General features: G+C 67.2%; 23 protein-coding genes. 11 read left to right on the top strand and 12 right to left on the bottom strand.

The window, feature by feature from the left end; genetic code table 11:
* Positions 1-67: 67 nt before the first annotated feature.
* The gene (locus tag AZL_RS30970; RefSeq protein ID WP_012978309.1) at positions 68-298 is read left to right on the top strand and encodes a DUF1178 family protein; all 231 of its coding nucleotides are present in this window, start codon (positions 68-70) and stop codon (positions 296-298) included.
* 28 nt (positions 299-326) lie between these two features.
* On the opposite strand, the gene AZL_RS30965 is transcribed toward AZL_RS30970, so the two are convergent.
* Complete coding sequence (locus AZL_RS30965; protein WP_247894575.1) at positions 327-1,214, bottom strand: peptidoglycan-binding domain-containing protein; 888 nt, start codon at positions 1,212-1,214, stop codon at positions 327-329.
* A gap of 301 nt (positions 1,215-1,515) precedes the next feature.
* On the opposite strand from AZL_RS30965, the gene AZL_RS30960 reads away from it, so the two are divergent.
* Complete coding sequence (locus AZL_RS30960) at positions 1,516-1,806, top strand: hypothetical protein (RefSeq protein WP_042446596.1); 291 nt, start codon at positions 1,516-1,518, stop codon at positions 1,804-1,806.
* Between the two features lie 18 nt (positions 1,807-1,824).
* On the opposite strand, the gene AZL_RS33750 is transcribed toward AZL_RS30960, so the two are convergent.
* The 5 genes from AZL_RS33750 to AZL_RS30935 all read right to left on the bottom strand — a co-directional run bounded on the left by AZL_RS33750 (position 1,825) and on the right by AZL_RS30935 (position 8,049).
* Positions 1,825-2,859 (bottom strand): 50S ribosomal protein L11 methyltransferase, encoded by a 1,035-nt coding sequence (locus AZL_RS33750; RefSeq protein ID WP_052293822.1) that lies wholly within the window; start codon positions 2,857-2,859, stop codon positions 1,825-1,827.
* A gap of 48 nt (positions 2,860-2,907) precedes the next feature.
* Positions 2,908-4,584, bottom strand: a complete 1,677-nt coding sequence (locus AZL_RS30950; protein WP_012978306.1) for a methyl-accepting chemotaxis protein — start codon at positions 4,582-4,584, stop codon at positions 2,908-2,910.
* Between the two features lie 135 nt (positions 4,585-4,719).
* On the bottom strand, positions 4,720-5,649 hold the full coding sequence (locus AZL_RS30945) for a sulfotransferase family protein (RefSeq protein ID WP_247894574.1): 930 nt from the start codon (positions 5,647-5,649) through the stop codon (positions 4,720-4,722).
* A 470-nt stretch (positions 5,650-6,119) separates the two neighbouring features.
* On the bottom strand, positions 6,120-6,569 hold the full coding sequence (locus AZL_RS30940) for a hypothetical protein (RefSeq protein ID WP_012978304.1): 450 nt from the start codon (positions 6,567-6,569) through the stop codon (positions 6,120-6,122).
* Positions 6,570-6,591: 22 nt separating this feature from the next.
* Positions 6,592-8,049, bottom strand: coding sequence for a GH1 family beta-glucosidase (locus tag AZL_RS30935; protein WP_042446812.1), 1,458 nt, complete (start codon positions 8,047-8,049; stop codon positions 6,592-6,594).
* Between the two features lie 197 nt (positions 8,050-8,246).
* Here AZL_RS30935 and AZL_RS30930 point away from each other — a divergent pair, with 197 nt between their 5' ends.
* The 5 genes from AZL_RS30930 (at position 8,247) to AZL_RS30910 (ending at position 11,870) form a co-directional block, all read left to right on the top strand.
* A complete protein-coding gene (locus tag AZL_RS30930) occupies positions 8,247-8,441 on the top strand; it encodes a twin transmembrane helix small protein (RefSeq protein WP_012978302.1) in 195 nt (64 codons plus the stop codon).
* A gap of 10 nt (positions 8,442-8,451) precedes the next feature.
* The gene (locus tag AZL_RS30925; protein ID WP_012978301.1) at positions 8,452-9,021 is read left to right on the top strand and encodes a cob(I)yrinic acid a,c-diamide adenosyltransferase; all 570 of its coding nucleotides are present in this window, start codon (positions 8,452-8,454) and stop codon (positions 9,019-9,021) included.
* Between the two features lie 157 nt (positions 9,022-9,178).
* On the top strand, positions 9,179-9,928 hold the full coding sequence (locus AZL_RS30920) for an electron transfer flavoprotein subunit beta/FixA family protein (protein ID WP_012978300.1): 750 nt from the start codon (positions 9,179-9,181) through the stop codon (positions 9,926-9,928).
* Between the two features lie 17 nt (positions 9,929-9,945).
* Entirely contained in the window at positions 9,946-10,905 is a 960-nt protein-coding gene (locus tag AZL_RS30915) for an electron transfer flavoprotein subunit alpha/FixB family protein (protein ID WP_012978299.1), read from the top strand.
* Positions 10,906-10,991: 86 nt separating this feature from the next.
* Positions 10,992-11,870, top strand: a complete 879-nt coding sequence (locus AZL_RS30910; RefSeq protein ID WP_012978298.1) for a 3-hydroxybutyryl-CoA dehydrogenase — start codon at positions 10,992-10,994, stop codon at positions 11,868-11,870.
* A gap of 70 nt (positions 11,871-11,940) precedes the next feature.
* Here the strand turns inward: AZL_RS30910 and AZL_RS30905 are convergent, their stop codons facing one another.
* Together AZL_RS30905 and AZL_RS30900 are read right to left on the bottom strand one after the other, a co-directional pair.
* Positions 11,941-12,564: a glutathione S-transferase family protein gene (locus tag AZL_RS30905; protein ID WP_012978297.1), complete on the bottom strand. Its 624-nt coding sequence runs from the start codon at positions 12,562-12,564 to the stop codon at positions 11,941-11,943.
* A 72-nt stretch (positions 12,565-12,636) separates the two neighbouring features.
* A complete protein-coding gene (locus AZL_RS30900) occupies positions 12,637-15,084 on the bottom strand; it encodes a glucose/quinate/shikimate family membrane-bound PQQ-dependent dehydrogenase (protein ID WP_012978296.1) in 2,448 nt (815 codons plus the stop codon).
* Positions 15,085-15,439: 355 nt separating this feature from the next.
* Here AZL_RS30900 and AZL_RS30895 point away from each other — a divergent pair, with 355 nt between their 5' ends.
* Positions 15,440-15,649 (top strand): hypothetical protein, encoded by a 210-nt coding sequence (locus AZL_RS30895; protein ID WP_042446591.1) that lies wholly within the window; start codon positions 15,440-15,442, stop codon positions 15,647-15,649.
* A gap of 43 nt (positions 15,650-15,692) precedes the next feature.
* On the opposite strand, the gene AZL_RS30890 is transcribed toward AZL_RS30895, so the two are convergent.
* Positions 15,693-16,016 carry a hypothetical protein gene (locus AZL_RS30890; protein WP_148219777.1) on the bottom strand — a complete coding sequence of 108 codons (324 nt, stop codon included), beginning with the start codon at positions 16,014-16,016 and terminating at the stop codon, positions 15,693-15,695.
* Here AZL_RS30890 and AZL_RS36055 point away from each other — a divergent pair.
* The 3 genes from AZL_RS36055 to AZL_RS30880 are packed head-to-tail and all read left to right on the top strand — an operon-like array spanning position 16,015 to position 18,846.
* The gene (locus tag AZL_RS36055) at positions 16,015-16,278 is read left to right on the top strand and encodes a hypothetical protein (RefSeq protein WP_148219776.1); all 264 of its coding nucleotides are present in this window, start codon (positions 16,015-16,017) and stop codon (positions 16,276-16,278) included. The genes AZL_RS30890 and AZL_RS36055 overlap by 2 nt on opposite strands.
* Positions 16,279-16,322: 44 nt before the next feature.
* Positions 16,323-17,579 carry an allantoate amidohydrolase gene (locus AZL_RS30885; protein ID WP_042446589.1) on the top strand — a complete coding sequence of 419 codons (1,257 nt, stop codon included), beginning with the start codon at positions 16,323-16,325 and terminating at the stop codon, positions 17,577-17,579.
* Between the two features lie 13 nt (positions 17,580-17,592).
* Positions 17,593-18,846 (top strand): M20/M25/M40 family metallo-hydrolase, encoded by a 1,254-nt coding sequence (locus AZL_RS30880; protein WP_012978293.1) that lies wholly within the window; start codon positions 17,593-17,595, stop codon positions 18,844-18,846.
* Between the two features lie 12 nt (positions 18,847-18,858).
* On the opposite strand, the gene AZL_RS30875 is transcribed toward AZL_RS30880, so the two are convergent.
* From AZL_RS30875 to AZL_RS30865, 3 genes are all read right to left on the bottom strand, one after another.
* Positions 18,859-19,350: a DUF2867 domain-containing protein gene (locus tag AZL_RS30875; RefSeq protein ID WP_086935513.1), complete on the bottom strand. Its 492-nt coding sequence runs from the start codon at positions 19,348-19,350 to the stop codon at positions 18,859-18,861.
* 337 nt (positions 19,351-19,687) lie between these two features.
* The gene (locus AZL_RS30870) at positions 19,688-21,028 is read right to left on the bottom strand and encodes an IS1380-like element ISAzs3 family transposase (RefSeq protein WP_012973088.1); all 1,341 of its coding nucleotides are present in this window, start codon (positions 21,026-21,028) and stop codon (positions 19,688-19,690) included.
* A 105-nt stretch (positions 21,029-21,133) separates the two neighbouring features.
* On the bottom strand, positions 21,134-21,985 hold the full coding sequence (locus AZL_RS30865; RefSeq protein ID WP_042446583.1) for a hypothetical protein: 852 nt from the start codon (positions 21,983-21,985) through the stop codon (positions 21,134-21,136).
* Positions 21,986-22,220: the final 235 nt, after the last annotated feature.

The following is a 22,220-nucleotide window of genomic DNA, read 5'->3' as shown; positions in this document are numbered from 1 at the left end:
GATCCTGGCAAGGCGGCGCGGGCCTGGCTAGAAGAGCGGTCGGTATTCCGCTTTTCGAGGCTCCGTAATGATCGTCTACGCCCTGCATTGCGCCTGCGGCCATGATTTCGACCAGTGGTTCGACAATATGGCCGACTACGACGCGAAGAAGGCCGCCGGCATCCCCTGCCCGTCCTGTGGCGGCACCGAGGTCGCCAAGGCGATCATGGCGCCGCGCGTCGGCAAGGCCCAGCCGGCTCCGACCCCCGCCTGCGTCCCCGGCGGCTGCGGCGGGGGCGGCTGTCCGATGATGATGTGACCGGGAACCGAGGTAAGCCGGGCGGCGCCTAGCGCCGCCGTGCCCCAGCACCCAGCCGTGGTCCGGTGGTCAGCTCCTCCCGCCGGCGGGGGGAGCCGAAGCTCGGCTCGACGCGGTTCTCGCGCGGCCGGTCATCGTCGCCGGCCGGCGCCCGGCCGAGCGGATCGACACCCCGTCCGCTGCGCCACCAGGCGAAGCCGATGCCGCCCAGCGTCGCCGCGATCAGCCCGGCGACACCGGCGCGCGCCGCGTTGGATTGCCAGATCGCGGGGCCTGCTCCGACCGCCGCCGGCTCCTCCACCGGAGCCGGCTTGCCGTCGGCCGTGGTCGCCGACACCGCCCCGCGGGGGGCCGCCTGGGGAACAGGGCCCTCCGACGAACTGGCCGACGCACTGGCCGACGGGCGCGGCGCGGAACCGGAGGTGGCCGCACCCGAAGCCGGCGCGGAGGCTGTCGGCCGCGCGGCGGGTACGCTTGGGCTGGCCGAAGACGATGCGGAGGAGGAGGAGGAGGACGACACCGGGGCGCCCCCGAATTCGGCCATTCCGCCGACGCTCTCGTTGCCGGATTCGACCCGGCCGGTCGGGGCCGCGCGCGGTGCGACCTCCTTCTCGTGGCGGGTCTGACCGACCTGGCTCTTGGACAGGCTGCCCATGGTCGGCGCGGCCTTGCTCTCGCGCTCGCTCATCATCTTGTTGATGGTGGCCTGATCGAGGTTGCCGGTGGCGGGCAGGCCGGCCGACTTCTGATAGGCGCTGAGGGCGGAGCGGGTTTCCGGTGTCATCTGGCCCTTGGCCCGGCCACCGATGTTATAGCCCTTGTCCTTCAGGATGGTCTGCGCCCACTGGATGTCGGCGACCGACGCTTCCGCCCTGGCCGAACCGGGCGTTCCCACCGTCAGAGCCGACACAACCATCACAGCCGCAATCGCGGCGCCACCATGCGCCCGCCGCGCGAACCCCGACATCGCCTTTCCCCTCCGTCCGTGACGCCAGACCGCTTTCGGAAGCCACGACATTTCCGCCACCGATCGGCGGGCCAGCATCGTGTTACCAGATTGCGTCGCTTTCCCGGCGGCGATTTTCGTGCCCCTGCGATGTCCGCCGCGCAGCGTTGCCGAAAAAGCGCGTTCCCGAAAATAGCGCGCGAAAATGGATCGGAAAGCCCCGGCCGTGGTAGCGTCAAATCGGAGGCGAAAAAGGAGCGCGCGACACGCCATGACCGGTTCCAACAGCGACCGCCCGCGGATCGGACCGGCGATGCCGGTACCGGCCCTCCTGTCCGTCCTGGCCCTGCTGTCCGGCTGCGGCGGCCCGCCCTCCTACCGCGAATGGACGGCCAGCCCGGACGTGCCGACCGTCGCCTTTGACGAATGCAACGAGCAGGTCGACAGCGCCATGCGGCTGCGCGGATATCCGCTGCGCCCGCTGCCGGAAACGCCGCAATATGGCTACCGCAAGGAAATCTTCGCCCAGTGCATGCGGCGCAAGGGCTACACGGCGGAGTGACACCTTATCCAGGCCGCCTCACCGCGACGGCCTGATCCGGTTGGTCCTCCGCCAGGACTCGTCGAGCGGCACCGTCACCCGGCTTCCGGCGGCCACCGCCAGCGGACTTTCGGCCGGGCTGAAAGAGTCCGCCACCCAGATCAGCATGTCGCCGAACCACAATTCCTGCACCCACATCACGGCGTTCAGCAGCCCATCGGCTTCGGCCGTCAGCGTCAGGGTGGATGGCAACCGGTCGAACGCCGCCCCGTCGCCATAACGGATGTCGGCGACCAGATGCCGGTCGCCGAGGAAGCGCCCCGCCCGCCGGTGGCGGTAGCCGCCGCTGCCGGCCCCCGGCGACCAGCCGTAATCGCCCGAATTGTCCGGCCGCGACCGCTCGAAGCCGATCTGCCCGGCAACCGCGTCGAGCAGCGGCCCGAGCCGCAGGCCATAGCGGGTCTCGATCTCCTCGACCGACCGTCGCAGATCGGCCAGCTCCGTCCGCGGATCGAGTCCCGGCCAGTCGCAGGGAATGGCGAGGTAGCGGACGCGGTCGGGCACCATACGGCAGCCGTCGCCGCCGAAGCGCCGCCGCAGGGCGCAGACCAGCCGCGACCGCGGCTCGTCGATGATGATGTGATTGGCATAGATGAAGGCCAGCAGCGCATCGAACCGCCCCAACCCGTTCCCGTCGCCGCCCCCCTCCGCCAGCGCGTTCAGGTCGCCTTCGATGAAGCGGATGCGGTCGGACAGGCCGTTGGCCCGCGCCAGATCGCGCGCCAGATCGACATTGTCGCGGTCGACCGCCACCACCTCCCCGGCACCGGCCTCCAGCGCCAGGAAGGACAGCAGGCCCGAGCCGCAACCGGCGTCGAGAACCCGGTCCCCGCCGCGGATCGCCCCGCGCAGGGCGCGCCGGATGGTCTCGGTGCGGTCAACGCGCAGCAGCAGGCGCAGATGCAGGGCGGCGTCGAAATGAACGTCGGGCGGGCGGGGAAGCGGCGCCGGCTTCCCCTCATGCGGACCCTCATGCGGCCCGCTGCCCTGCGTATCGTCGGGACGGAAAGACATCGGGCTCACCCTCGTCGCGGTTGGGGGCCTGGAGGAAAACGCTGATCGTCAGATCGAACGCAGCCGCTTGAAGAAGCCGGTCACGTCCTCGTCGAGGGCGGTGGCCTGACGCCGCAGATCCTCCGACGCTCCATGCAGCGAGCCGGCGGCCTGGCTGGTGGTCTCGGCGGCTTGGGCGACACCGGCGATGTTGGTGGAGACCTCCTTGGTGCCGTCGGCGGCCTGACCGATGTTGCGGGCGATCTCCCGCGTGGTGACCCCCTGCTGCTCCATCGCCGAGGCGATGCCGGTGGCGATCACCCGCATGTCGGCGACGATGGTGCCGATGCTGGAGATCGCCGCGGCGGCATGTTCGGTCTCGCCCTGGATGCCGGCGACATAGGTCTGGATTTCCTCCGTCGCCTTGGTGGTCTGGTTGGCCAGCGTCTTCACCTCGCTCGCCACCACGGCGAAGCCCTTGCCGGCCTCGCCCGCCCGCGCCGCCTCGATGGTGGCGTTCAGCGCCAGCAGGTTGGTCTGCGTCGCGATCTCCTGGATGACCTGGACGATGGTGCCGATCCGCCGCGCCGCCTCGGTCAGCCCGCGCATGGTGACGTTGGTCCGCTCCGCCTCCTCGACCGCCTTCTGCGCCACCTCGGCGGAACGGCCGACCTGATGGTTGACCTCGGCCACCGCCGCCGACAGCTCCTCCGCGGCACCGGCGATGGTCTCGACATTGCCGGTGGTGTCGTCGGCGGCATGGTTCACCGCGTCCACCATCGACCGGCTGTCCTTCGCCATGTCCGCCAGCTGGCCGGCATGGGAGCGCACATGCTCCGCCGCCTTGACCACCTCGGCCACCACCTGGGCGGTGCGTTCGTGGAAGTCGGTGAGCGACTGCTCGATCGCCACCTGCCGGCGCTCCTTGGCCTCCCGCTCCACCCGCTGTTCGGCGGCGAGCGTGTCGGCCTTCCGCAAATTGCCCTTGAACACCTCCAGCGCCCGGGCGAGCCGGCCCAGCTCGTGACGGTCGGAGAGATGGGGGATGTCGATGCCGTGGTCGCCGCTGGCCAGCCGGTCCATCCGCCCGGTCATGTCGAGCAGCGGCCGGCTGATGCTGCGGGCGATGCCATAGGCGAGAGCGCAGCCGACGACGAGGATCGCCAGCGCGACGCCGATCAGCTCGGTCAGCATCTTCTGGCGGATCGCCTCGATGTCGTCGACATAGATCGCGGTGCCGATCGCCCATTGCCACGGCTCGAAGCCGGCGGCGAAGCCGAGCTTGTCCACCGGTTCGGTCGCGCCGGGACGCGGGAAGCGGTACTGGAAGAAATCGCCGCCGCGCTTGGCCGCCTCGACCTGCAAGCGAACCGTCGGGACGCCGTCGGCATCCTTGAAGGCCATGCGGTTCTGGCCTTCGAACTGGGTCTTCACATGGACGACGGTCACGCCGTCGAAATTATGCGCGAAGAAATACTCGCCATTGCCGAAGCGCAGCCCCCGCAACTCGTCACGGGCGGCGGCCTGGGCCTGCTCGCGGGTCAACTGGCCGGCCTTCTCCTTGGCCTGCCAGGATTCGACCATGCCGCGGGCGACCGCGACGATCTGTCGCAACTCTTCCTTGCGGCTGTCGATCAGATTGTCGCTGAGCACGGACAGGCACAGCCCGACGATGGACGCCAAGGCCAGAACCAGAACCGGAATGAACAGCATGAGGCGATGCGTGATGCGGAGCCTGGCGAACATGGCGAAGCCTCTTGGAAGTGCGGCGGACGGGACGGGAGCGGGTGTCCGGGCAGGACTATTAAGATTGCTGACTATCCATGAAAGAGACTATTCTGTGACAGGATAATTCCGGAATGGGATGCGTCGGGCATGCCCTCAATGGACGCAGGCCGGCTCTGCCCTCTCCGCGCCGACCCAGGACAGCCCCAGATCCTGCGCGCAGTGGCTGACCGAGCTGCGGTAGAGTTCGGGAAGGCTGAAGCGATCGAGAAGGTCGAGATCCGCGTCGGTCAATCCTTGCGTGTCGCGATGGCGATAGCGGTATTCCGGTTCGGTCTTGTGCAGACCGGGAACATGATAGACGTCCGGCTCATCGGGAAAGATCACCTGGGATGTCTCGCCATCCAGGGCGTCGATGGTCCGCCAGTCCGTCACCGCCGTGGCGGTGAAGCGGTCGCCCAGCCCCAGATGCCGGAACAGGGCCTCCGCCGCAACGACGGGCCGGCGGCTCGCCTCATGGACGTAATGGGTGACGGGAACGCCGCAGCGGCGGGCGCAGGCCTCGACCCGGATGACATTGAGCGTGGCGAGGATGAAGTTGCCCAGCAGCCGGTCATGCGACACCCTCTCCGACCATTTCTCCAACCAGGAGGCCAGCGACTGCACCGGGTCGCGGTCGAGGATGATCAGATGCAGCCGGTCGGCCGGGTAACCGGCCTGCAGCAGGATCTCGAGCGGAACATACAGGCATTCGGCGATCAGATAGGGCCCGGCGACATCCTTGATGAACAGGGGACCGTCGCCGGAGCGGGGCGTCCAGCTGTCCGGCCGGGTTCCGGTCAGGGCGTTGCGCAGCACGGCCTTGACCGGCTGGTAATAGGCCGGCAGCCCCACCATCCCGAACAGGTTCGCGAGCGCGGTCGACCCGACCCGCGCCCGGCCCCAGGCGCAATGGAGGTCCGGAAACTCCTCCGGCGGAATCCGGCGGAAAACCGCCGACAGCGCACCGACCACATCGCAGGCCAGTTGGCCCAGCAACAGGGGCCGGGTCTGGTATTTGCCATCCGGTTCAAGCGGCAGCGACATGAGCGCGGGGGCATCACCCCTCACCATGTCGGCAAGCCTCGCCAATTCAGAAATGTTAAGGCCAGACAAGGCCATTCCCGCCTCCTATTAGAAAGGGGGTGATCAGAACTATTGGTTCGTTGCCCAGGGAGATTTACAGCACGTCATTAATGTCAGGACGGTAACTTTACGCACCATTACATAAAATTTGTTAAAATTTATTCGCGGCCCGCAATCCATGTCTGAAATCATTACTGCGAAAACGCTAACAAAGATATAACGGCATCGCAAGCATCGGCATGATAAATATGAGCCTCCACCCTTCACGTTTCCGAAGGGGGAGGGCGCCAGACTGTACAATCATAGGAGGCGGCACGGCGATGCGCGAATCGCCACGCCGCCATCGATGCGACCGGCGATGCGACCGGCGATGCCGGCGGCGACAACGCCAATGACCGGCCCCTCCACGGCGTTTCACCGGACCGGCCGGCTCAGCGGCCGCCAGCCAGATACAGATAGGCGAGCGCGCCGGCCAGCGTGCCGATCAGGATCACCGCCAGATAGACGCCGAACGGCAGAATCACGGGTTCCTCACCCCTGCCCCGCCGCCCGTCCTTCCTGGCCGGGTTCGCGGCCATTCCCGCCCGGGACGCCGGCTTCCCTCCGCGGTTCCCGCGCGACACGGCTGCGGGCGGTCTTCCCCGGGTCGGGTCGTAGAGCTCGACCAGCGTCCAGTTGAACTCCATGCCCTCATAGCCGGAGTCGGCGTTGTAATCGAGCTGGATCAGCCGGAAATAGGCCCGCGGGTTGATGCCGACCATCTGGTCGAAACGCGCCTTGGCGTGGCCCAGCTCCTCGCCCACCTCCAGCGTCTTCCACCCCTTGCCACGCGCTTTCTGGATGGCGAAACGGGTCGGCTGGGGCGGGCGGGGGGACGGCATGGCCGCACTCTACCGCCGTTGCTCAGGCCAGGGGAACGGCGTTGTTGCGGATGACCGAGGCATACCAGTCGTAGCTGGCCTTGGGCGTGCGGACCAGCGTCTTGCGGTCGACCTGGACCAGGCCGAAATGGCGACGGTAGCCCTCCGACCATTCGAAATTGTCCAGCAGGGTCCAGACCATGTAACCCTTCAGGTTGCAGCCCTCGTCGAGCGACTTGGCTGCGGCCAGCAGATGGTCGCGCAGATAGGCGATGCGGTCGTGATCCTCGACGCGTCCACCGGAACCGGGGGTGTCGGGATAGTCGGCGCCGTTCTCCGTCACATAGACGGGAGGATTGCCATACGTCTCCTGCAATTCGGCCAGGATTTCACTCAGCCCGTCCGGCTCCACCGGCCATTCCATGCCGGTCTTGCGCGTGCCCTCGGGGGCGGAGCCGTATCCGGTGCCGAACAGACCCTGCGGATCAGGCTGCTGGTGCATGCGGCTGTAGTAATTGACGCCGAGGAAATCGACCGGCTGCTTGATCACCCCCAGATCGTCGGGCTTGGCGATGCGGGTGAAGTCGGCCTCCAGCAGTTCCGGATAGCGGCCCTTGAACAGCGGATCGAGGCAGGAGCGGTTCCACACCGCATCCCACATCAGCGACGCCGGATAGTTGGAATCGAGTCCGCCGACCGGCCAGGACGGCTGGAGCGACAGCACGGTGCCGAGCCGCCAATCCTTGCCACCCGCCTTGCGCAGGGCGGCCAGCGCGCTGCCCTGGGCGAGATTCTGGTGGTGGATCGCCTTCAGGCAGTTTTCCCGGCCGGTCATCCCCGGCGCATGGCCGCCGGTGCCGTGGCCGAAGATGGCGACCACCGACGGCTCGTTCAGCATCACCCAGTTCCTGGCGCGGTCGCCCAGCCGGGCGGTGACCGCCAGCGCGTAGTCGGTGAACCAGCCGGCGATGTCGCGGTTGGTCCAGCCGCCCCTGTCCTGCAACGCCTGCGGCAAATCCCAATGGAACAGGCAGGGCCAGGGCTGGATCCCCTGCGCCAGCAGCGAATCGGTCAGCCGGTCATAGAAGTCCAGCCCCTTGGCATTCACCGCTCCGACGCCCTGCGGCATGATGCGCGGCCAGGCGATGGAGAAGCGGTAGGCCTTCATCCCGGCCCGCGCCATCAACGCCACATCCTCGGCATGGCGATGGTAATGGTCGCAGGCCACGTCGCCGGTGTCGCCATTGGCGATTCGGCCAAAGGAGTGGCTGTAAGTATCCCAGACGCTGGGGCCGCGCCCGTCCTCGGCGACGGCGCCTTCGATCTGATAGCTGGAGGTGGAGACGCCCCACAGGAAATCACCGGGGAAGGGCGTCGACGGAACCACCGTTCCGGGGGCCGCCTGGACGGTCTCGCGGCTCAGCGCAGCCAGGGCGCCGGTTCCGGCCGCGGTGACCGCGGTCGCCTTCAAGGCCGTCTTCAGGAAAGTCCGCCGCAGCATCGCCCGCATCTCCACTCTTCCACCGGCCCCGTCGCCAACCGCGACGACGGAGGCCCGCCGCCGCGCACTCTATGCAGTCCAACGGCTTTGGCAACCGAGGGATTACCCGGAACGGCATTTCCGCCGGGCCATCGCCGCCGACCACGACGGGCCGCGTCGCCGTAGGCGCGGCGGGACCGCTGGGATATAGTGTCGCGATGCAGACTCTTTTCCCCATCCTGATGGTCATGGCGATGCTGGCGGTCGTCGGCTCGCTGTTCGTCGGCCTCTTCTTCATGGCCCGGGGCGGCCAGGGCGATCCCCGCCGCTCCAACAAGGCGATGCGGCTGCGCGTCATGCTTCAGGGTGTGGCCTTGCTGCTGTTCATCCTCGCCATCCTGACCCAAGGCTGACGGCTTCCCCATGGTAAAGCTGACCAAGATATACACGCGCGGCGGCGACGCCGGCGAAACCTCGCTCGGCGACGGCAGCCGGGTGCCCAAGCATGACCGCCGCGTCGCCGCCTATGGCACGGTGGACGAGGCGAACGCCGTCATCGGCATGGCGCGCCTGCACACCGCCGACCGGCCGGACGCCGACGCGATGCTGGGCCGCATCCAGAACGACCTGTTCGATCTCGGCGCCGACCTCTGCACGCCGGAGGAGGAGGCGCCCAAATATCCGCCGCTGCGCATCGTCCAGGCCCAGGTCGACCGGCTGGAGGCGGAGATCGACGCGATGAACGCCGGTCTCGCCCCGCTGACCTCCTTCATCCTGCCCGGCGGCTCCCCCGCCGCGGCGCATCTGCATCTGGCGCGCACGGTGGTGCGCCGGGCGGAACGGCTGATGACCGACCTCGCCCGGCACGAACCGGTGACGGCGGCGGCGCTGAAATACGTCAATCGGCTGTCCGACCATCTGTTCGTGCTGAGCCGGGTGGTCAACCGCAACGGGGCGGACGATGTGTTGTGGGTGCCCGGCGCCAACCGCTGAGCGCCAACCGCCGGCCTTTGGCCGCCACATGGTGCGCCGCGCGCGTGGGGCGCGTCATTGACAGTGGTATTGCCAGATCCTATGGTCCGTTCGCAACCACAGCAATTTTCGCGGTGTTCGCCGTAATAAGGCGCACGCTCAGCAGCCAGGGTGAGTTATGAAAGTCCTCGTCCCCGTTAAGCGAGTGGTCGACTACAATGTGAAGATCCGCGTCAAGGCGGATGGCAGCGGCGTCGAGACCGCCAACGTGAAGATGAGCATGAACCCCTTCGACGAGATCGCCGTCGAGGAGGCTGTGCGCCTGAAGGAGGCCGGCAAGGCGACCGAGATCGTCGTCGTGTCCGTCGGCCCGACCCAGGCCCAGGAGACCCTGCGCACCGCGCTCGCGATGGGGGCCGACCGCGCCATCCTGGTGCAGACCGACGTCGCCACCGAACCGCTGGCCGTCGCCAAGGTGCTGAAGGCGCTGGTCGAGAAGGAGGGCCCCGGCCTCGTCATCCTCGGCAAGCAGGCGATCGACGACGACTGCAACCAGACCGGCCAGATGCTGGCCGCCCTGCTCGGCTGGGGCCAGGGCACCTTCGCCTCCAAGATCGCCGCCGGAGACGGCACGGTCGCCGTCACCCGCGAGATCGACGGCGGGCTGGAGACGGTGGAGTTGAAGCTGCCGGCTGTGGTGACCGCCGACCTGCGCCTGAACGAGCCGCGCTATGCTTCGCTGCCCAACATCATGAAGGCGAAGAAGAAGCCGCTGGAGACCGTGACCCCCGACGCGCTGGGCGTCGATGTGACGCCGCGCTTGAAGACGCTGAAGGTGGCCGAGCCGGCCAAGCGCCAGGCCGGCGTCAAGGTGCCGGACGTCGCCACCCTGGTGACCAAGCTGAAGACCGAAGCGCGGGTGATCTGAGGGGGGATGAACTGATCATGGCCAACATTCTCGTCATCGCCGAACATGACGGCGCCTCGCTGAAGCCCGCCACCCTGAACGCCGTCACCGCGGCGTCCAGGATTGCCAGCGGAAATGGGGGCGACATCCATATTCTGGTCGCCGGCAAGGGCGCGCAAGGTGCCGCTTCCTCCGCCGCCAAGGTCGCCGGCGTCGCCAAGGTGTTGCTGGCCGACGATGCCGCCTACGAGCATCAGCTGCCGGAGGACGTCGCCCCGCTGGTGGTGACCATCACCAAGGGCGGCTACGGCCATGTGCTGGCCGGCGCCACCTCGGCCGGCAAGAATCTGCTGCCGCGCGTCGCGGCGCTGCTCGACGTCGCCGCCATCTCCGACATCACCGCCGTGGTCTCCGCCGATAGCTTCGAGCGGCCGATCTATGCCGGCAACGCCATCGCCACCGTGCAGTCGGCCGACCCGGTGAAGGTCGTCACCGTCCGCGCCACCGCCTTCGAGACCGCAGCATCCGAAGGCGGTTCGGCCGCCGTCGAACCGGTCGCGGGCACCGGTGCCGCCGGCCTGTCGAGCTTCGTCTCGGCCGAGCTGACCAAGTCGGAGCGGCCGGAGCTGACCGCCGCCCGCGTCGTGGTGTCGGGTGGCCGCGGCATGCAGTCGGGCGAGAATTTCCTGCTGCTGGAGGCGCTGGCCGACAAGCTGGGCGCCGCCGTCGGCGCCAGCCGCGCCGCCGTCGATGCCGGCTTCGTGCCGAACGATTATCAGGTCGGCCAGACCGGCAAGATCGTGGCGCCGGATCTCTACATCGCCGTCGGCATCTCCGGTGCGATCCAGCATCTCGCCGGCATGAAGGACAGCAAGGTCATCGTCGCCATCAACAAGGATGAGGAGGCGCCGATCTTCCAGGTCGCCGATTACGGTCTCGTCGCCGACCTGTTCAAGGCGGTGCCGGACCTGACGGCCGAACTCGAAAAGGCGCGCTGATCCGGATGCCGTGGCGGGAGCCGGCCGGAACCGGTCCCCGCCCTGGCGGCCCCCTGTTACCCCTATCCTGCGCGGGACAGCTCCCCATGACCACGATCAAGAAGATTGGCATCATCGGCGCCGGCCAGATGGGCAGCGGCATCGCCCAGGTCTGCGCCCAGGCTGGCCATGATGTCGTCCTGTCCGACATCAGCGACGCGGTCCTGGAGAAGGCGCTCGCCTCCATCGGCCGCAATTACGACCGCCAGATCCAGAAGGGCAAGCTGGAGGAGGAGGCCAAGGCCGCCGCCCTCGCCCGCATCGGCACCGGCACCGACCTGTCGGTGTTCGGCGACGCCGATCTGGTGATCGAGGCCGCGACCGAGAACGAGGCGCTGAAGCGCGACCTGCTGAAGAAGCTGGTCCCGCATCTGAAGCCCGACGCGCTGATCGCGACGAATACCTCGTCGATCTCGATCACCCGTCTGGCGGCGGCGACCGACCGTCCGGCCAAGTTCATGGGCATGCACTTCATGAACCCGGTGCCGGTGATGCAGCTGGTCGAGCTGATCCGCGGCATCGCCACCGACGAGCCGACCTTCAACGCCATCAAGGAACTGACCCTCGCCATCGGCAAGACCGCCGCGGTGGCCGAGGATTTCCCGGCCTTCATCGTCAACCGCATCCTGCTGCCGATGATCAACGAGGCCGTCTACACGCTCTATGAGGGCGTCGGCGGCGTCGAGGCCATCGACACCGCGATGAAGCTGGGCGCCAACCACCCGATGGGCCCGCTGGAGCTGGCCGACTTCATCGGGCTGGACACCTGTCTGGCGGTGATGCAGGTCCTGTATGAAGGCTTGGCCGACAGCAAATACCGCCCCTGCCCGCTGCTGGTGAAATATGTCGAGGCCGGCTGGATCGGCAAGAAATACGGCCGCGGCTTCTACGACTATTCGCAGACCCCGCCGGTGCCGACGCGCTGACGCGCCGCACGGATTGTCTTCAGGAGGAAAGCCCGCCCCGGGGAACCAGGGCGGGCTTTGCTTTTGCTCGTCACTGGAAGTAAGCGCCCCCCTTGGCCAGGGCACGCTGCCAGGCCGGGCGGGCATGCATGGCGTCGGCGAAGGCGGCCAGCTTCGGCCAGCGGCCCCGATTGCCCTTCAGCATCGCCAATTCGATCGGGAAGCTCAGCATGATGTCGGCGCCGGTCAGCCCATCGCCGACGAAATGGCCGGACGGGCGCAGTTCGGACTCCAGGTAATCGAAATGGCTGCCCAACTGCTCCTGGATGCGCGGATGCAGCGGCGCGCCCGCCGCACCGAGCCGGCCGACATAGAGGTCGAGCAGGACCGGGGTCATCACCGACCCTTCGGCGAAATGCATCAGTTGCAGGTGGCGCAGCGCGTCATCGGAGCCGGCCGCCGGCAGAAAACGGCCATCGCCGAAATTCTCACACAGATGCTGCACGATGGCGGCGGATTCCATGATGATCCGTCCGTCGATCTCCAGCAGCGGCGATTTTCCCAGCGGATGCACCGCCTTCAACTCAGGCGGGGCGAGATTGGTCACCCTGTCGCGCTGATGGAAGCGGATCTCGTAGGGAAGCTCCAGCTCCTCCAGAAGCCAGAGAATCCGCTGCGAGCGGCTGTTGTTGAGATGATGGACGATGATGGTCATTCACTACCCTCTCGGGATCGGTTGCATCGTGGAGAGCGGCGATCCTACACCGGCCGCTCCCCTGGACAGGCGTCACTTCGGCAGCGCGTAGGCGATCACCGAATCGCCGCCCTTGGTCCCCAGCGAGCCATGCCCGCCGGCGACCACCAGCACATATTGGCGTCCATCCCCGCCCTGGTAAGTCATCGGCGTCGCCTGGCCGCCGGCCGGCAACCGGCTTTCCCACAGCTGCTTGCCGGTCGACACGTCATAGGCCCGCACATAGTCATCGATGGTGCCGGACAGGAAGGCGACGCCACCGGCGGTCATGATCGGGCCGCCCAGGTTGGGCACCCCCATGCGGAAGGGCAGCGGCAGCGGCGAGGCGTCGCGGGTGGTGCCGTTCTTGTGCTTCCACGCCAGCTTGCCGGTCGTCAGGTCGGCGGCGGCGACATAGCCCCAGGGTGGCGCCTGGCAGGGCAGTCCCAGCGCCGAAACGAAGGGGCCGAGCTTCACGGCATAGGGCGCGCCGAAATTCTCGTTCAGCGCCGGCAGGCTGAATTGCGGCCGTTCCCCGCCCTGGACATACAGATCCCTGTCATTCTCGCGTGGCACCAGCTGCGAGACGAAGGCGAGATATGTCGGGGTGGTGAAGGCGATTCCGCGCTGGGGATCGACGGCGACACCGCCCCAGTTGAACACGCCGAAATTGCCGGGATAGATCAGGGACCCCTGCAACGACGGCGGGGTGAAGCGTCCCTCGTAGCGCAGACGCTTCAGCGCGATGCGGCAGGCGAGCTGATCGAACATCGTCGCCCCCCACATGTCGGCCCCGGTCAGCGGCGGCGGGTCGTAGGACAAGGCCGAGACCGGCTGGGTCGGGGCGCTGTGGTCGCCCTCCGCCGCCCCCTGCGGCGCCGGTTTCTCGGTCACCGGCAGGATCGGCTGACCGCTGCGGCGGTCGAGCACGAACAGCTCGCCCTGCTTGGTCGGCTGGACCAGCGCCGGAACGGTCTGGCCATTGATGGTCAGATCGATCAGGCTGGGCTGCGCTGGCACGTCATAGTCCCACAGATCGTGATGCACGGTCTGGAACACCCAGCGCACCTGTCCCGTCGCCAGATCAAGCGCCACGACGGAGGAGGAGAAGCGCTCCACCGCCGGGCTGCGGCCGGCGCCGAACTGGTCGGGCGGCTGGTTGCCCATCGGCAAATAGACCATGCCCAGCGCCTCGTCGACGCTGGCGATCGACCAGCTGTTGGGCGAGTTGACGGTATAGGTCTGGCCGCCGGCGATCGGCGTGGTCCGGTCCGGTTTGGCCGAATCCCAGTTCCAGACCAGATGACCGTCATTCACGTCGAAGGCGCGGATGACGCCCGACTGCTCCTTGGTCGACACATTGTCCAGCACCGTGCCGCCGACGATGACGAGGTTGGCCGTCACCACCGGCGGCGAGGTCGAATAATAGGCACCGGGCCTGACATTCGGCATGTTGGCCCACAGATCGACCTGCCCGTTGTCGCCGAAGCCGGTGCAGATCGACCCGTCCTCCGGATTCAGCGCGACCAGACGGCCGTCGGCGGTCGGCATGAACAGCCGGGCGGCGCAGGCCCCGACGCCAGCGGGAGCGGCGGCTTGCGGCGGCGCTCCCCGCAACGCCCCTTGCGGTGCCGGGCGATAGGACAGGCCGCGGCAGGTCAGATGCTGCAACGCCAGCTGCCTGGGGTCGACCTGAAGGTCGCGGCGCCAGACCTCCTTCCCGGTGGTGGCGTCCAGCGCGATGACCTGCTGGTGGGGAGAACACAGGAACAGCCGATTGCCGATTTTCAGCGGCGTCGCCTCGAAGGTGGTTTCCTTGGGATCGCCGGGCCGGCCGCGCAGGTCGCCGGTCTGATAGCTCCAGGCGACCTGGAGCCTGTCCACATTCTCCGGCGTGATGCCGCTCAGCGGCGAATAGCGCTGGCCATGGCCGGTGCGGCCATAGGCCTGCCACTCCCCATCAGGGATGGCGCCCGCCGCTCCCGCGGCGGATGCGCTCTGCCGGCCTTGCGGCACCGTCCCGTCGATCCGATGCGGGTCGGTGAACCAGGAGGCGACGGCGGCCAGCAGCACGATGACCAGAGAGGCGGTCAGCGGCATGCCGGTGCCCCGGAAGGCGCCGACGGCATGGGCGCCCGGCGCCCGCTCGCCGGCAACCGGCTCACGCTCGCCCAGGCGCCGGGTGATCCACGGCGGCAGCAGCAGGGCGCCGACCACGGCGATCACGTCGCCGCGCGCCGACAGCGGCCACCAGTCCAGCCCGACCTCCCACAGCGCCCAGACCAGCGTGCCGATCACCAGCAGCGCATAGACCGACAGCGCCGCCGCCGACCGCTTCGCCAGCAGCGCGGCGGTCGCGAGGAACAGCAGGCCGGCGACGGCGTAATACCAGGACCCGCCCAGCAGGATCAGCCAGACCCCGCCGCCCAGCGATCCGAGACCGAGAATCGCCAGCAGGATGATCATCGCCCAAAGGGCGATGCCGCGTTCGGAATGTTTCATCACGCGCACCTCGACCGAGAGTTTTTCAGACCGAACAGTCTGAAACGGCCAAGGTTGCGGCATCGCGGCCTCAATACCGCCTTTCCCCCCGCGCTTTCCCCCCTTGGCGGGTCGCCCTTCCGGCAACAAAGACCCGGAACGGGAGGGCACGGCCCCTGTTGACCGACGGAGAACCAGGAGACGGCAAGCGCTAGGAGCGGGCAGAGGGCGCCTTGCGCGCCGAGCGCTGCTGCCCTGCGCCGCCGACCGGAATGCCTGAGAGGGTGCTTAACCGTTGGTTAACCGGCTGGGACCATTGTCCCGCGGCTAACAGAGTATCCCCTCGCAAGCCTTCTGGAACAGAGCATCTGCCATCATGGGCAACAAGACCATCAAGCTTTCCGACAAGGGCGGTTACCGCGACGTCGCCCTGGACCAACTGCCGCGCAACGTCCGCGCCGCGGTCACCGACCTGTCGTCCAAGAACCCGGTCGCCGACATCATCGTCGACCAGTCCGGCATGCTGTACCGCATCCACCTGTCGGCTCCGGCCAACATGTATGTGGATGTCCTGTCCGTCGCCTGACACGGCGTCACGGTTTCGTTGCGTCCGAACGGGCGGCTTGCAGCTATTGCAGCCGCCCGTCGTCGTTCCGGCCCTCCAGCCGGGCGAGCGCGCGGTTCAGCAGCCGGGGCGGCAGCATCGCCACCGCGCCATCCCGCACCGCCCGCACATCCTCCGGATCGAGACCGGTGGCGACGGCCAGCTGCCGGTCATCCAGCGCGCGATCCTCCGCCAGCAGCAGGATCCAACCCGCCAACGTTCGGGCCTGGACCAGCTCGGTCCGGTCGTTGAACCAAAGGCCGCCACCGCTCCTGTTACCCCCCCTGTTGACCGGTCGGCCAATCGGCGTCGCGTTTTCGAAAGGCATGTCGGGATCGAACGAGGTCATGAACGCATCCCCCTCGGCTGTTTCTTTCGCACTCGCAGCAAATACCCGCGATCTCTCCGTATTTTTGTTCATTATCATTTATCAATCCTGCGCCCGTCTTCCAGAGTTAGGGAAGCGTTATTCGGCAGGCTTGGCGATCTTTTTCCCGTCTTTTTGCACTGCGGAATCGCCGGGCGGCGGATGGATCGCCCCCTTTCCGGGATTCTTTGAAACTGAATTCGCCGGCCGGGGGCTAGGGCGGGGCGGTGGCTTCGGCGTATAACCGATGCCATCCTTCCGACCCTTTCCGTGCTGCCGGATCCGCCGATGCCCGTTTCCCCGTCCCTGCCGTCGCCGCTGTCCGGCCCCGCCCTGCTCGATCGCATCGACGCGCTGGCGGCGATCAGCGCCGAGGAGGGGCGGCTGTCGCGCCTCTACCTGACGCCGGAACACCGCCGCGCCAACGACCTCGTCGCCGGCTGGATGCGCGAGGCCGGAATGAGCGTGCGCGAGGATGCGGTCGGCAACATCATTGGCCGCTATGAGGGGGAGCGCCCCGGCCTGCCGGCGCTGCTGATCGGCTCCCACCTCGACACCGTGCGCGACGCCGGGCGCTATGACGGCATGCTGGGAGTGCTGAGCGGCATCGCCGTGGTCGCCGACCTGAACGCCCGCGGCCGGCGCCTACCCTTCGCCGTCGAGGTGATCGGCTTCGGCGACGAGGAGGGCACCCGCTTCCAGTCGACCCTGATCGGCAGCCGCGCCATCGCCGGTACCTTCGACCCCGCCGTGCTGGACAGCCGCGACGCCGCCGGCACCCGGCTGGCCGACGCCATGACCGCCTTCGGGCTCGACCCCGCCGCCTGGGCGACCGCCGCCCACAAGCCAGACGAGGTGCTGGCCTATGCCGAGCTGCACATCGAACAGGGGCCGGTGCTGGAGGCGCTGGGCCGACCGGTCGGCATCGTCACCGCCATCGCCGGCGCCACCCGTCTGGCGGTGACGGTGGACGGGATGGCCGGCCATGCCGGCACCGTGCCGATGACCCTGCGCCGCGACGCGCTGGCGGCGTCGGCCGAGATGATCCTGGCGGTGGAGCAGCTCTGCTCCGGCCAGGAGCGGCTGGTCGGCACGGTCGGCCGGATCGAGGCGTCGCCCGGCGCCACCAACGTCATTCCCGGCAAGGTCCGCTTCACCATCGACCTGCGCGCCGACCGCGATCCCCTGCGGCTGGAGCGGGTCGGCGCCGTCCGCGCCCGGCTGGAGGCCATCGCCGACGCCCGCGGCGTCGCCATCGGCTTCGAGACCCTGCATGAGAGCCCGGCCGTCGCCTGCCACCCGGCGCTGATGGCGCAATTCGCCGCCGCCGCGGCGGCCGAGGGGCTGGACGCGCCGGAACTGCCGAGCGGCGCCGGCCACGACGCCATGGCGGTGGCGGCGCTGACCGGCATCGCCATGCTGTTCGTGCGCTGCGAGCGCGGCATCTCGCACAACCCGGCCGAACGCATCACCGCCGCCGATGCCGAGGCCGGGGTCCGCGTGCTCGCCCGCTTCGTCGAAAACTTCACACCCGCAACCCTCTGACGGACCGCCCGCCATGACCGACCTGTCCCCCTCCCTCGCCGCCACGCTCGCCAAAACGCTGGACGAGGCGGTGAACGCCCGCTTCGACGAGGAGGTCCGTTTCCTGGCGGAGCTGGTGAAGGTCGCCTCCGACAACCCGGCCGGCGACTGCGCCCCCCATGCCGTCCGCGCCGCCGAATTGCTGGAGGCGATGGGCTTCACCGTGGAGCGCCATCCGGTGCCGGCCGAACTGGTGCGGGCCAACGGCATGATCAGCGCCACCAATCTGGTGATCCGCCACCGCTTCGGCCCCAGCGGCCCGACGGTGGCGCTGAACGCCCATGGCGACGTGGTGCCGCCCGGCGAAGGCTGGTCGAGCGATCCCTATGGCGCCGAGATCCGCGACGGGGTGATGTATGGCCGCGGCGTCGCGGTGTCGAAATCCGACTTCGCGACCTATGCCTTCGCCCTGCGGGCGCTGATGGCGGCGAACGCGCCGCTGACCGGCGCCGTCGAGCTGCACCTGACCTATGACGAGGAGGCCGGCGGCGAGATCGGGCCGAAATGGCTGCTCGACCAGGGGATTTCCAAGCCGGATTACGCGGTGTCGGCCAGCTTCGCCTATTCGGTGGTGACCGGGCACAATGGCTGCCTGCATCTGGAGGTGCAGGTCGACGGCAAGTCCGCCCATGCCGCCCGCCCCGACACCGGTCATGACGCGCTGGAGGCGGCGGCCGGCATCCTGGCCGCGCTCTACGCCCACCGGCCCGACTTGGCGGCGCGCCGTTCCGGCGTCACCGGCATCACCCACCCGTCGCTGACCGTCGGGCTGATCCAGGGCGGCATCAACACCAACGTCGTCCCCGACCGCGTCACCTTCCGCCTCGACCGCCGCATGATCCCGGAGGAGAATCCGGCGGAGGTGGAGGCCGAACTGCGCGCCCTGATCGAAGGCGCCGCGGCCGGGCGCGAGGGAATCCGCGTCACCATCCGCCGCATCCTGCTGGCCCGCCCCTTCCGCTCGGTCGGCGACGCCCCGCGTCTGGCGGCCCTGTTCGCCCGTCAGGCCCGGGAGGTGTTGGGCGTGCCGGTCGGCCAGAACGGCATCCCGCTCTACACCGACGCCCGCCATTATTCGGAAGCCGGCATCCCCACCATCCTCTATGGCGCCGGCCCGCGCGACCTGCTGGAGGCCAACGGCCACCGCGCCGACGAGAAGCTGGTGCTGGAGGACCTGCGCAAGGCGACCCAGGTGGTGGCGCGGTCGCTGGCGGAGTTGCTGGGGTAAGGAGCGGCGGGATCACCCGGCCTTGCGGGCGAGATAGCTCCGAAGCGAGGCCGGGACGATCAACCGGTGCATCGGCTTGACCGGGACCATGTACAGCCTGCCCAGCCGGTTCTTGGTCCTGACCAGCGTGGCGACCGTGGCCCGCCGCCCGCCGCCGCCCGCCCCCTCGCCATCAGGCGGCAGCTTGCGGACCGATAGCCAGACGTCGAGATGCCTGTCACGGTCACACACGACGACCTCGGCGTCATGGCTTTCGACCAGCGTGAAAATGCCGATCCTGTCGCCGGGACGGTAGGATGCGGGCGGCTTCGCCGGATCGATGGCGCCGAGCGCCCCCAGATCCTTCAGCCCGACGATCCGGACGGCCTTGTTCCGCAGCCACATCATCCACTCGATCCAGGCGGGGCTGGCCGCCAGCACCCCGACGAGGATCTCCGGCGCGGACAGATCGGGCTTGGGGACGGGAAATCGGTAACAATCGTGGAAATCCGCGGCCGGGAGCAGCGGATACAGCGGGGATTCGGCAGAAATCTCTTAAATCTCAATCCGTTGCATCGAAGCGATCTCCCTGGCCACGCCAACCCCGCCGACGTTCCTCCACGATTGGAGACGTGTCAATGCGCCTCCCGTTTTCGCGGTGAGCCGCGTCGAACCACCGGGGCTCAACCGCCTAACCGCCTTTATTCACCAGGGTGGCGAGCGGTCTGGTCGCCGCGTTGAGATGATCAACGTTGGGCTGTATGGGCGCGCGTCGTCGGCCGCCGCGCTGACGGCGGCGTGACGGTGTCGGAGTTGGTGGTGGAGGGGATTGGGTGACGGCTGGGGCACGCTGCCCCGGTGCTCAGCAGATGAGCCGGGGCATGCGGCCGAGGGCGAGGTGGATGATCGCCTGATCAGGCGCGCTGGTCGGCAGGTGCACCTTGATCTGCGTCTTCATCTCCACGATACGCGCGGCGGTCTTCACCAAGCGCAGCCGCAAGGTGTCGAATTGCACCGTGCGCCAGCGGGAGCGTTTCGGCATCAGCGAGCGCAGGCTCCACAGCAGCCAGTACGCCCCGGCGTGCAGGAACAGGCGGAACTGGTTGGCCGTCGCCTTGGTGCAGGAGGTCCGGTCTGCGGCAAGGTGGGATTTCCAGGCTTTTATATGATTTTCCGCCTGTCCCCTCGCGCAATACAGGCCGGCATACAGCCAGCGACCCGTGCCGTGGCGTAGGTTGGTGACGATGAAGCGGCTGTCGGTGCCCTGGTCTCCTGCCTCGACGCGCGCGACGATGCGGCGGACCCGGCTCCAGGTGCTGGCCCCGTCATAGAATTCCTTGAAGCGGCGCACCTTGTCGGCTCCGGGCATGGCCTGGAAGCGCGCCGCGGTGCTGGCCTCCAGCGTGGTGACGTGACGGCGCAGTGTGCTGCTGGTCGGCAGACCGAGCACGTAGTCGAGCCCCTCCGCCTCGCACCAGTCCAGCACCTCCGGGCAGGCGTAATGGCCGTCGGCGCGCAGCAGGATCTCGGTCTTGGGCCAGTTTGCCCGAATGGCGCGGAGCAGGCGACGCAGGAAGGTCCGGATCTCCGTCCCCTTGGGCCGCTTGGCTGGGCGCAGCACAGCGGTGACAAAGCGGCCGTTGCCGTCGAAGACAACGATGGGCTGGAAGCCGTACTCGTCATAATGGGCGTTGAACAGGCGCAACTGCTGACCGCCATGCACCGTGTCGAAGGTGTCGTCTACATCCAGCACGATGCGCTTGGGCACCTGGCGAAAGGACGCGCAGTAGAGATCGACCATGGCTCGGCCCATGCGCAGCAGTGCGCGGGTATCCGGCAGGTTCTCCAGGCGCGAGATGGTGGCTTGCGAGCAAAGGTCACGCTCGGACGGCAGGCGTTCCAGGGCCATCTTGAACAGCGGGTCGGAGCGTAGGCTGCCGGCGTCGTTGCCGTCCTCGTAGCCCGCCGCGATGGCCAGCAGGCGAAAGCCGATGATGTCGGCCAGCGAATGCACGGTGCGCGTTGGATCGCGCGGGTCCTCAATACAGGCGGCCAGCCGATCGGCAATCCGCAGCCGCTTCGCCACCTCCCGCAGCACCAGCAGCCCGCCATCGGAGGACAGGCGGCCGCCATCAAAGCGCCCGATCACCGGCTTTCCAGCAACGGGTGACAGGCCGGGCAGCGGCAGGGTATGATCAACCATGGCGGGTGGGCGCTCCGGAAACGGCAGGAGTTGGCGTCAGCACCCAAATCCTACGGCCGCTCAACGGATGCCGCTACACCCGCCAACCCTCATGAATTTTCCCGGCTAATTCACGCTCACGAAATGGGGAGTGACGGAGCCGGCTTCGAATTGACTGGAACGCGCCCACAGATGGTCGAACAACCTCAGATAAACATTGGCTGACTCACCTCCGCGCCTGAGCTTGGCCCCGTCCGTTGTCCTGTCGTTCTTATACGTCCAGTCGATGGATATTCCGGGCATATCCTTATCGATCACGTTGAATCCATTTGTTTTGCTTAGAGAGGGATTGTCCTTCGCATGCTCGTCCCGGACTTTATCATATTCCGCTTTCAGAATGAATCTTACGGGTATCGCGAAATTCTGATGTATCTTCGCCACTTCAAGCCATTGCGATAACTCATCTTTTGAATCGACGACAAATATGCGGCGGATGCTGATGTCATCCAGATGCTTTCTGGAACCAAGAAATCTGGTCAACTCGTCTCCCTTGTTATATTTCCACGATTCATAGGAAAGATAATTCACTCCAACGAAGTCCTTGCGAACCCTGAATGACAGAACTTTCCATATTTCCGCCATTTCTATCCCGGTAAACGCGTCTTTTGGTGAGTCAATCAGCCCATGATATTCAAAATTTACCTTTATCCTCTCGTTGAGATCGCTAATCATGGCCTGTGTAGACAATAATTTATTCGCAATTTCTTCGTGAATTTTGTCAGTTCTAGCCATTATCGCATCGTAAAGCTTATCAAGCATCAGCATGATCGTAAGACACGCCGCACATGTTGTGACGACGCCGCTGAATAGCATCTTCGTCAAATCACCGTAATTCTGGGCAAGCGACACAAGAGCGCCAACAGCCATAATGATAATTTTCGTATAGTCTGAGATTGTTTTGTATTCCAGCTTCTTCATTGACTGAGCCTCCACGCTTTTTCCGGCACAACCATGATGCACATATTAATGAGCGAAAATCTCATTTGACAAGATGCGCGCAGCCGCCTTGCTGCCCAAGGTCGCACCAACCTTCAGGAGACATCACAGGCGGGAAATTTTTAACCAGCTGCGGATATCAGAGGTTTCGTTATGCAGAGAGAAATAACAATCATCGCCTCACAAGGCCGGGCCGCGCTTCGATGCGCCTGCCGGT

This window comes from Azospirillum sp. B510, assembly GCF_000010725.1.
Classification (GTDB): Bacteria; Pseudomonadota; Alphaproteobacteria; order Azospirillales; family Azospirillaceae; genus Azospirillum; species Azospirillum lipoferum_B.
This window is presented reverse-complemented; position numbering and strand designations above follow the sequence as displayed.

Bases quoted from the DNA above. Each gene is read 5' to 3' on its own strand.
- AZL_RS30970 (WP_012978309.1), top strand. From the start codon at position 68: ATGATCGTCTACGCCCTGCATTGCGCCTGCGGCCATGATTTCGACCAG.
- AZL_RS30965 (WP_247894575.1), bottom strand. From the start codon at position 1,214: ATGGTTGTGTCGGCTCTGACGGTGGGAACGCCCGGTTCGGCCAGGGCG.
- AZL_RS30960 (WP_042446596.1), top strand. From the start codon at position 1,516: ATGACCGGTTCCAACAGCGACCGCCCGCGGATCGGACCGGCGATGCCG.
- AZL_RS33750 (WP_052293822.1), bottom strand. From the start codon at position 2,859: ATGTCTTTCCGTCCCGACGATACGCAGGGCAGCGGGCCGCATGAGGGT.
- AZL_RS30950 (WP_012978306.1), bottom strand. From the start codon at position 4,584: ATGTTCGCCAGGCTCCGCATCACGCATCGCCTCATGCTGTTCATTCCG.
- AZL_RS30945 (WP_247894574.1), bottom strand. From the start codon at position 5,649: ATGTCGCTGCCGCTTGAACCGGATGGCAAATACCAGACCCGGCCCCTG.
- AZL_RS30940 (WP_012978304.1), bottom strand. From the start codon at position 6,569: ATGCCGTCCCCCCGCCCGCCCCAGCCGACCCGTTTCGCCATCCAGAAA.
- AZL_RS30935 (WP_042446812.1), bottom strand. From the start codon at position 8,049: ATGCTGCGGCGGACTTTCCTGAAGACGGCCTTGAAGGCGACCGCGGTC.
- AZL_RS30930 (WP_012978302.1), top strand. From the start codon at position 8,247: ATGCAGACTCTTTTCCCCATCCTGATGGTCATGGCGATGCTGGCGGTC.
- AZL_RS30925 (WP_012978301.1), top strand. From the start codon at position 8,452: ATGGTAAAGCTGACCAAGATATACACGCGCGGCGGCGACGCCGGCGAA.
- AZL_RS30920 (WP_012978300.1), top strand. From the start codon at position 9,179: ATGAAAGTCCTCGTCCCCGTTAAGCGAGTGGTCGACTACAATGTGAAG.
- AZL_RS30915 (WP_012978299.1), top strand. From the start codon at position 9,946: ATGGCCAACATTCTCGTCATCGCCGAACATGACGGCGCCTCGCTGAAG.
- AZL_RS30910 (WP_012978298.1), top strand. From the start codon at position 10,992: ATGACCACGATCAAGAAGATTGGCATCATCGGCGCCGGCCAGATGGGC.
- AZL_RS30905 (WP_012978297.1), bottom strand. From the start codon at position 12,564: ATGACCATCATCGTCCATCATCTCAACAACAGCCGCTCGCAGCGGATT.
- AZL_RS30900 (WP_012978296.1), bottom strand. From the start codon at position 15,084: ATGAAACATTCCGAACGCGGCATCGCCCTTTGGGCGATGATCATCCTG.
- AZL_RS30895 (WP_042446591.1), top strand. From the start codon at position 15,440: ATGGGCAACAAGACCATCAAGCTTTCCGACAAGGGCGGTTACCGCGAC.
- AZL_RS36055 (WP_148219776.1), top strand. From the start codon at position 16,015: ATGAACGCATCCCCCTCGGCTGTTTCTTTCGCACTCGCAGCAAATACC.
- AZL_RS30890 (WP_148219777.1), bottom strand. From the start codon at position 16,016: ATGACCTCGTTCGATCCCGACATGCCTTTCGAAAACGCGACGCCGATT.
- AZL_RS30885 (WP_042446589.1), top strand. From the start codon at position 16,323: ATGCCCGTTTCCCCGTCCCTGCCGTCGCCGCTGTCCGGCCCCGCCCTG.
- AZL_RS30880 (WP_012978293.1), top strand. From the start codon at position 17,593: ATGACCGACCTGTCCCCCTCCCTCGCCGCCACGCTCGCCAAAACGCTG.
- AZL_RS30870 (WP_012973088.1), bottom strand. From the start codon at position 21,028: ATGGTTGATCATACCCTGCCGCTGCCCGGCCTGTCACCCGTTGCTGGA.
- AZL_RS30865 (WP_042446583.1), bottom strand. From the start codon at position 21,985: ATGAAGAAGCTGGAATACAAAACAATCTCAGACTATACGAAAATTATC.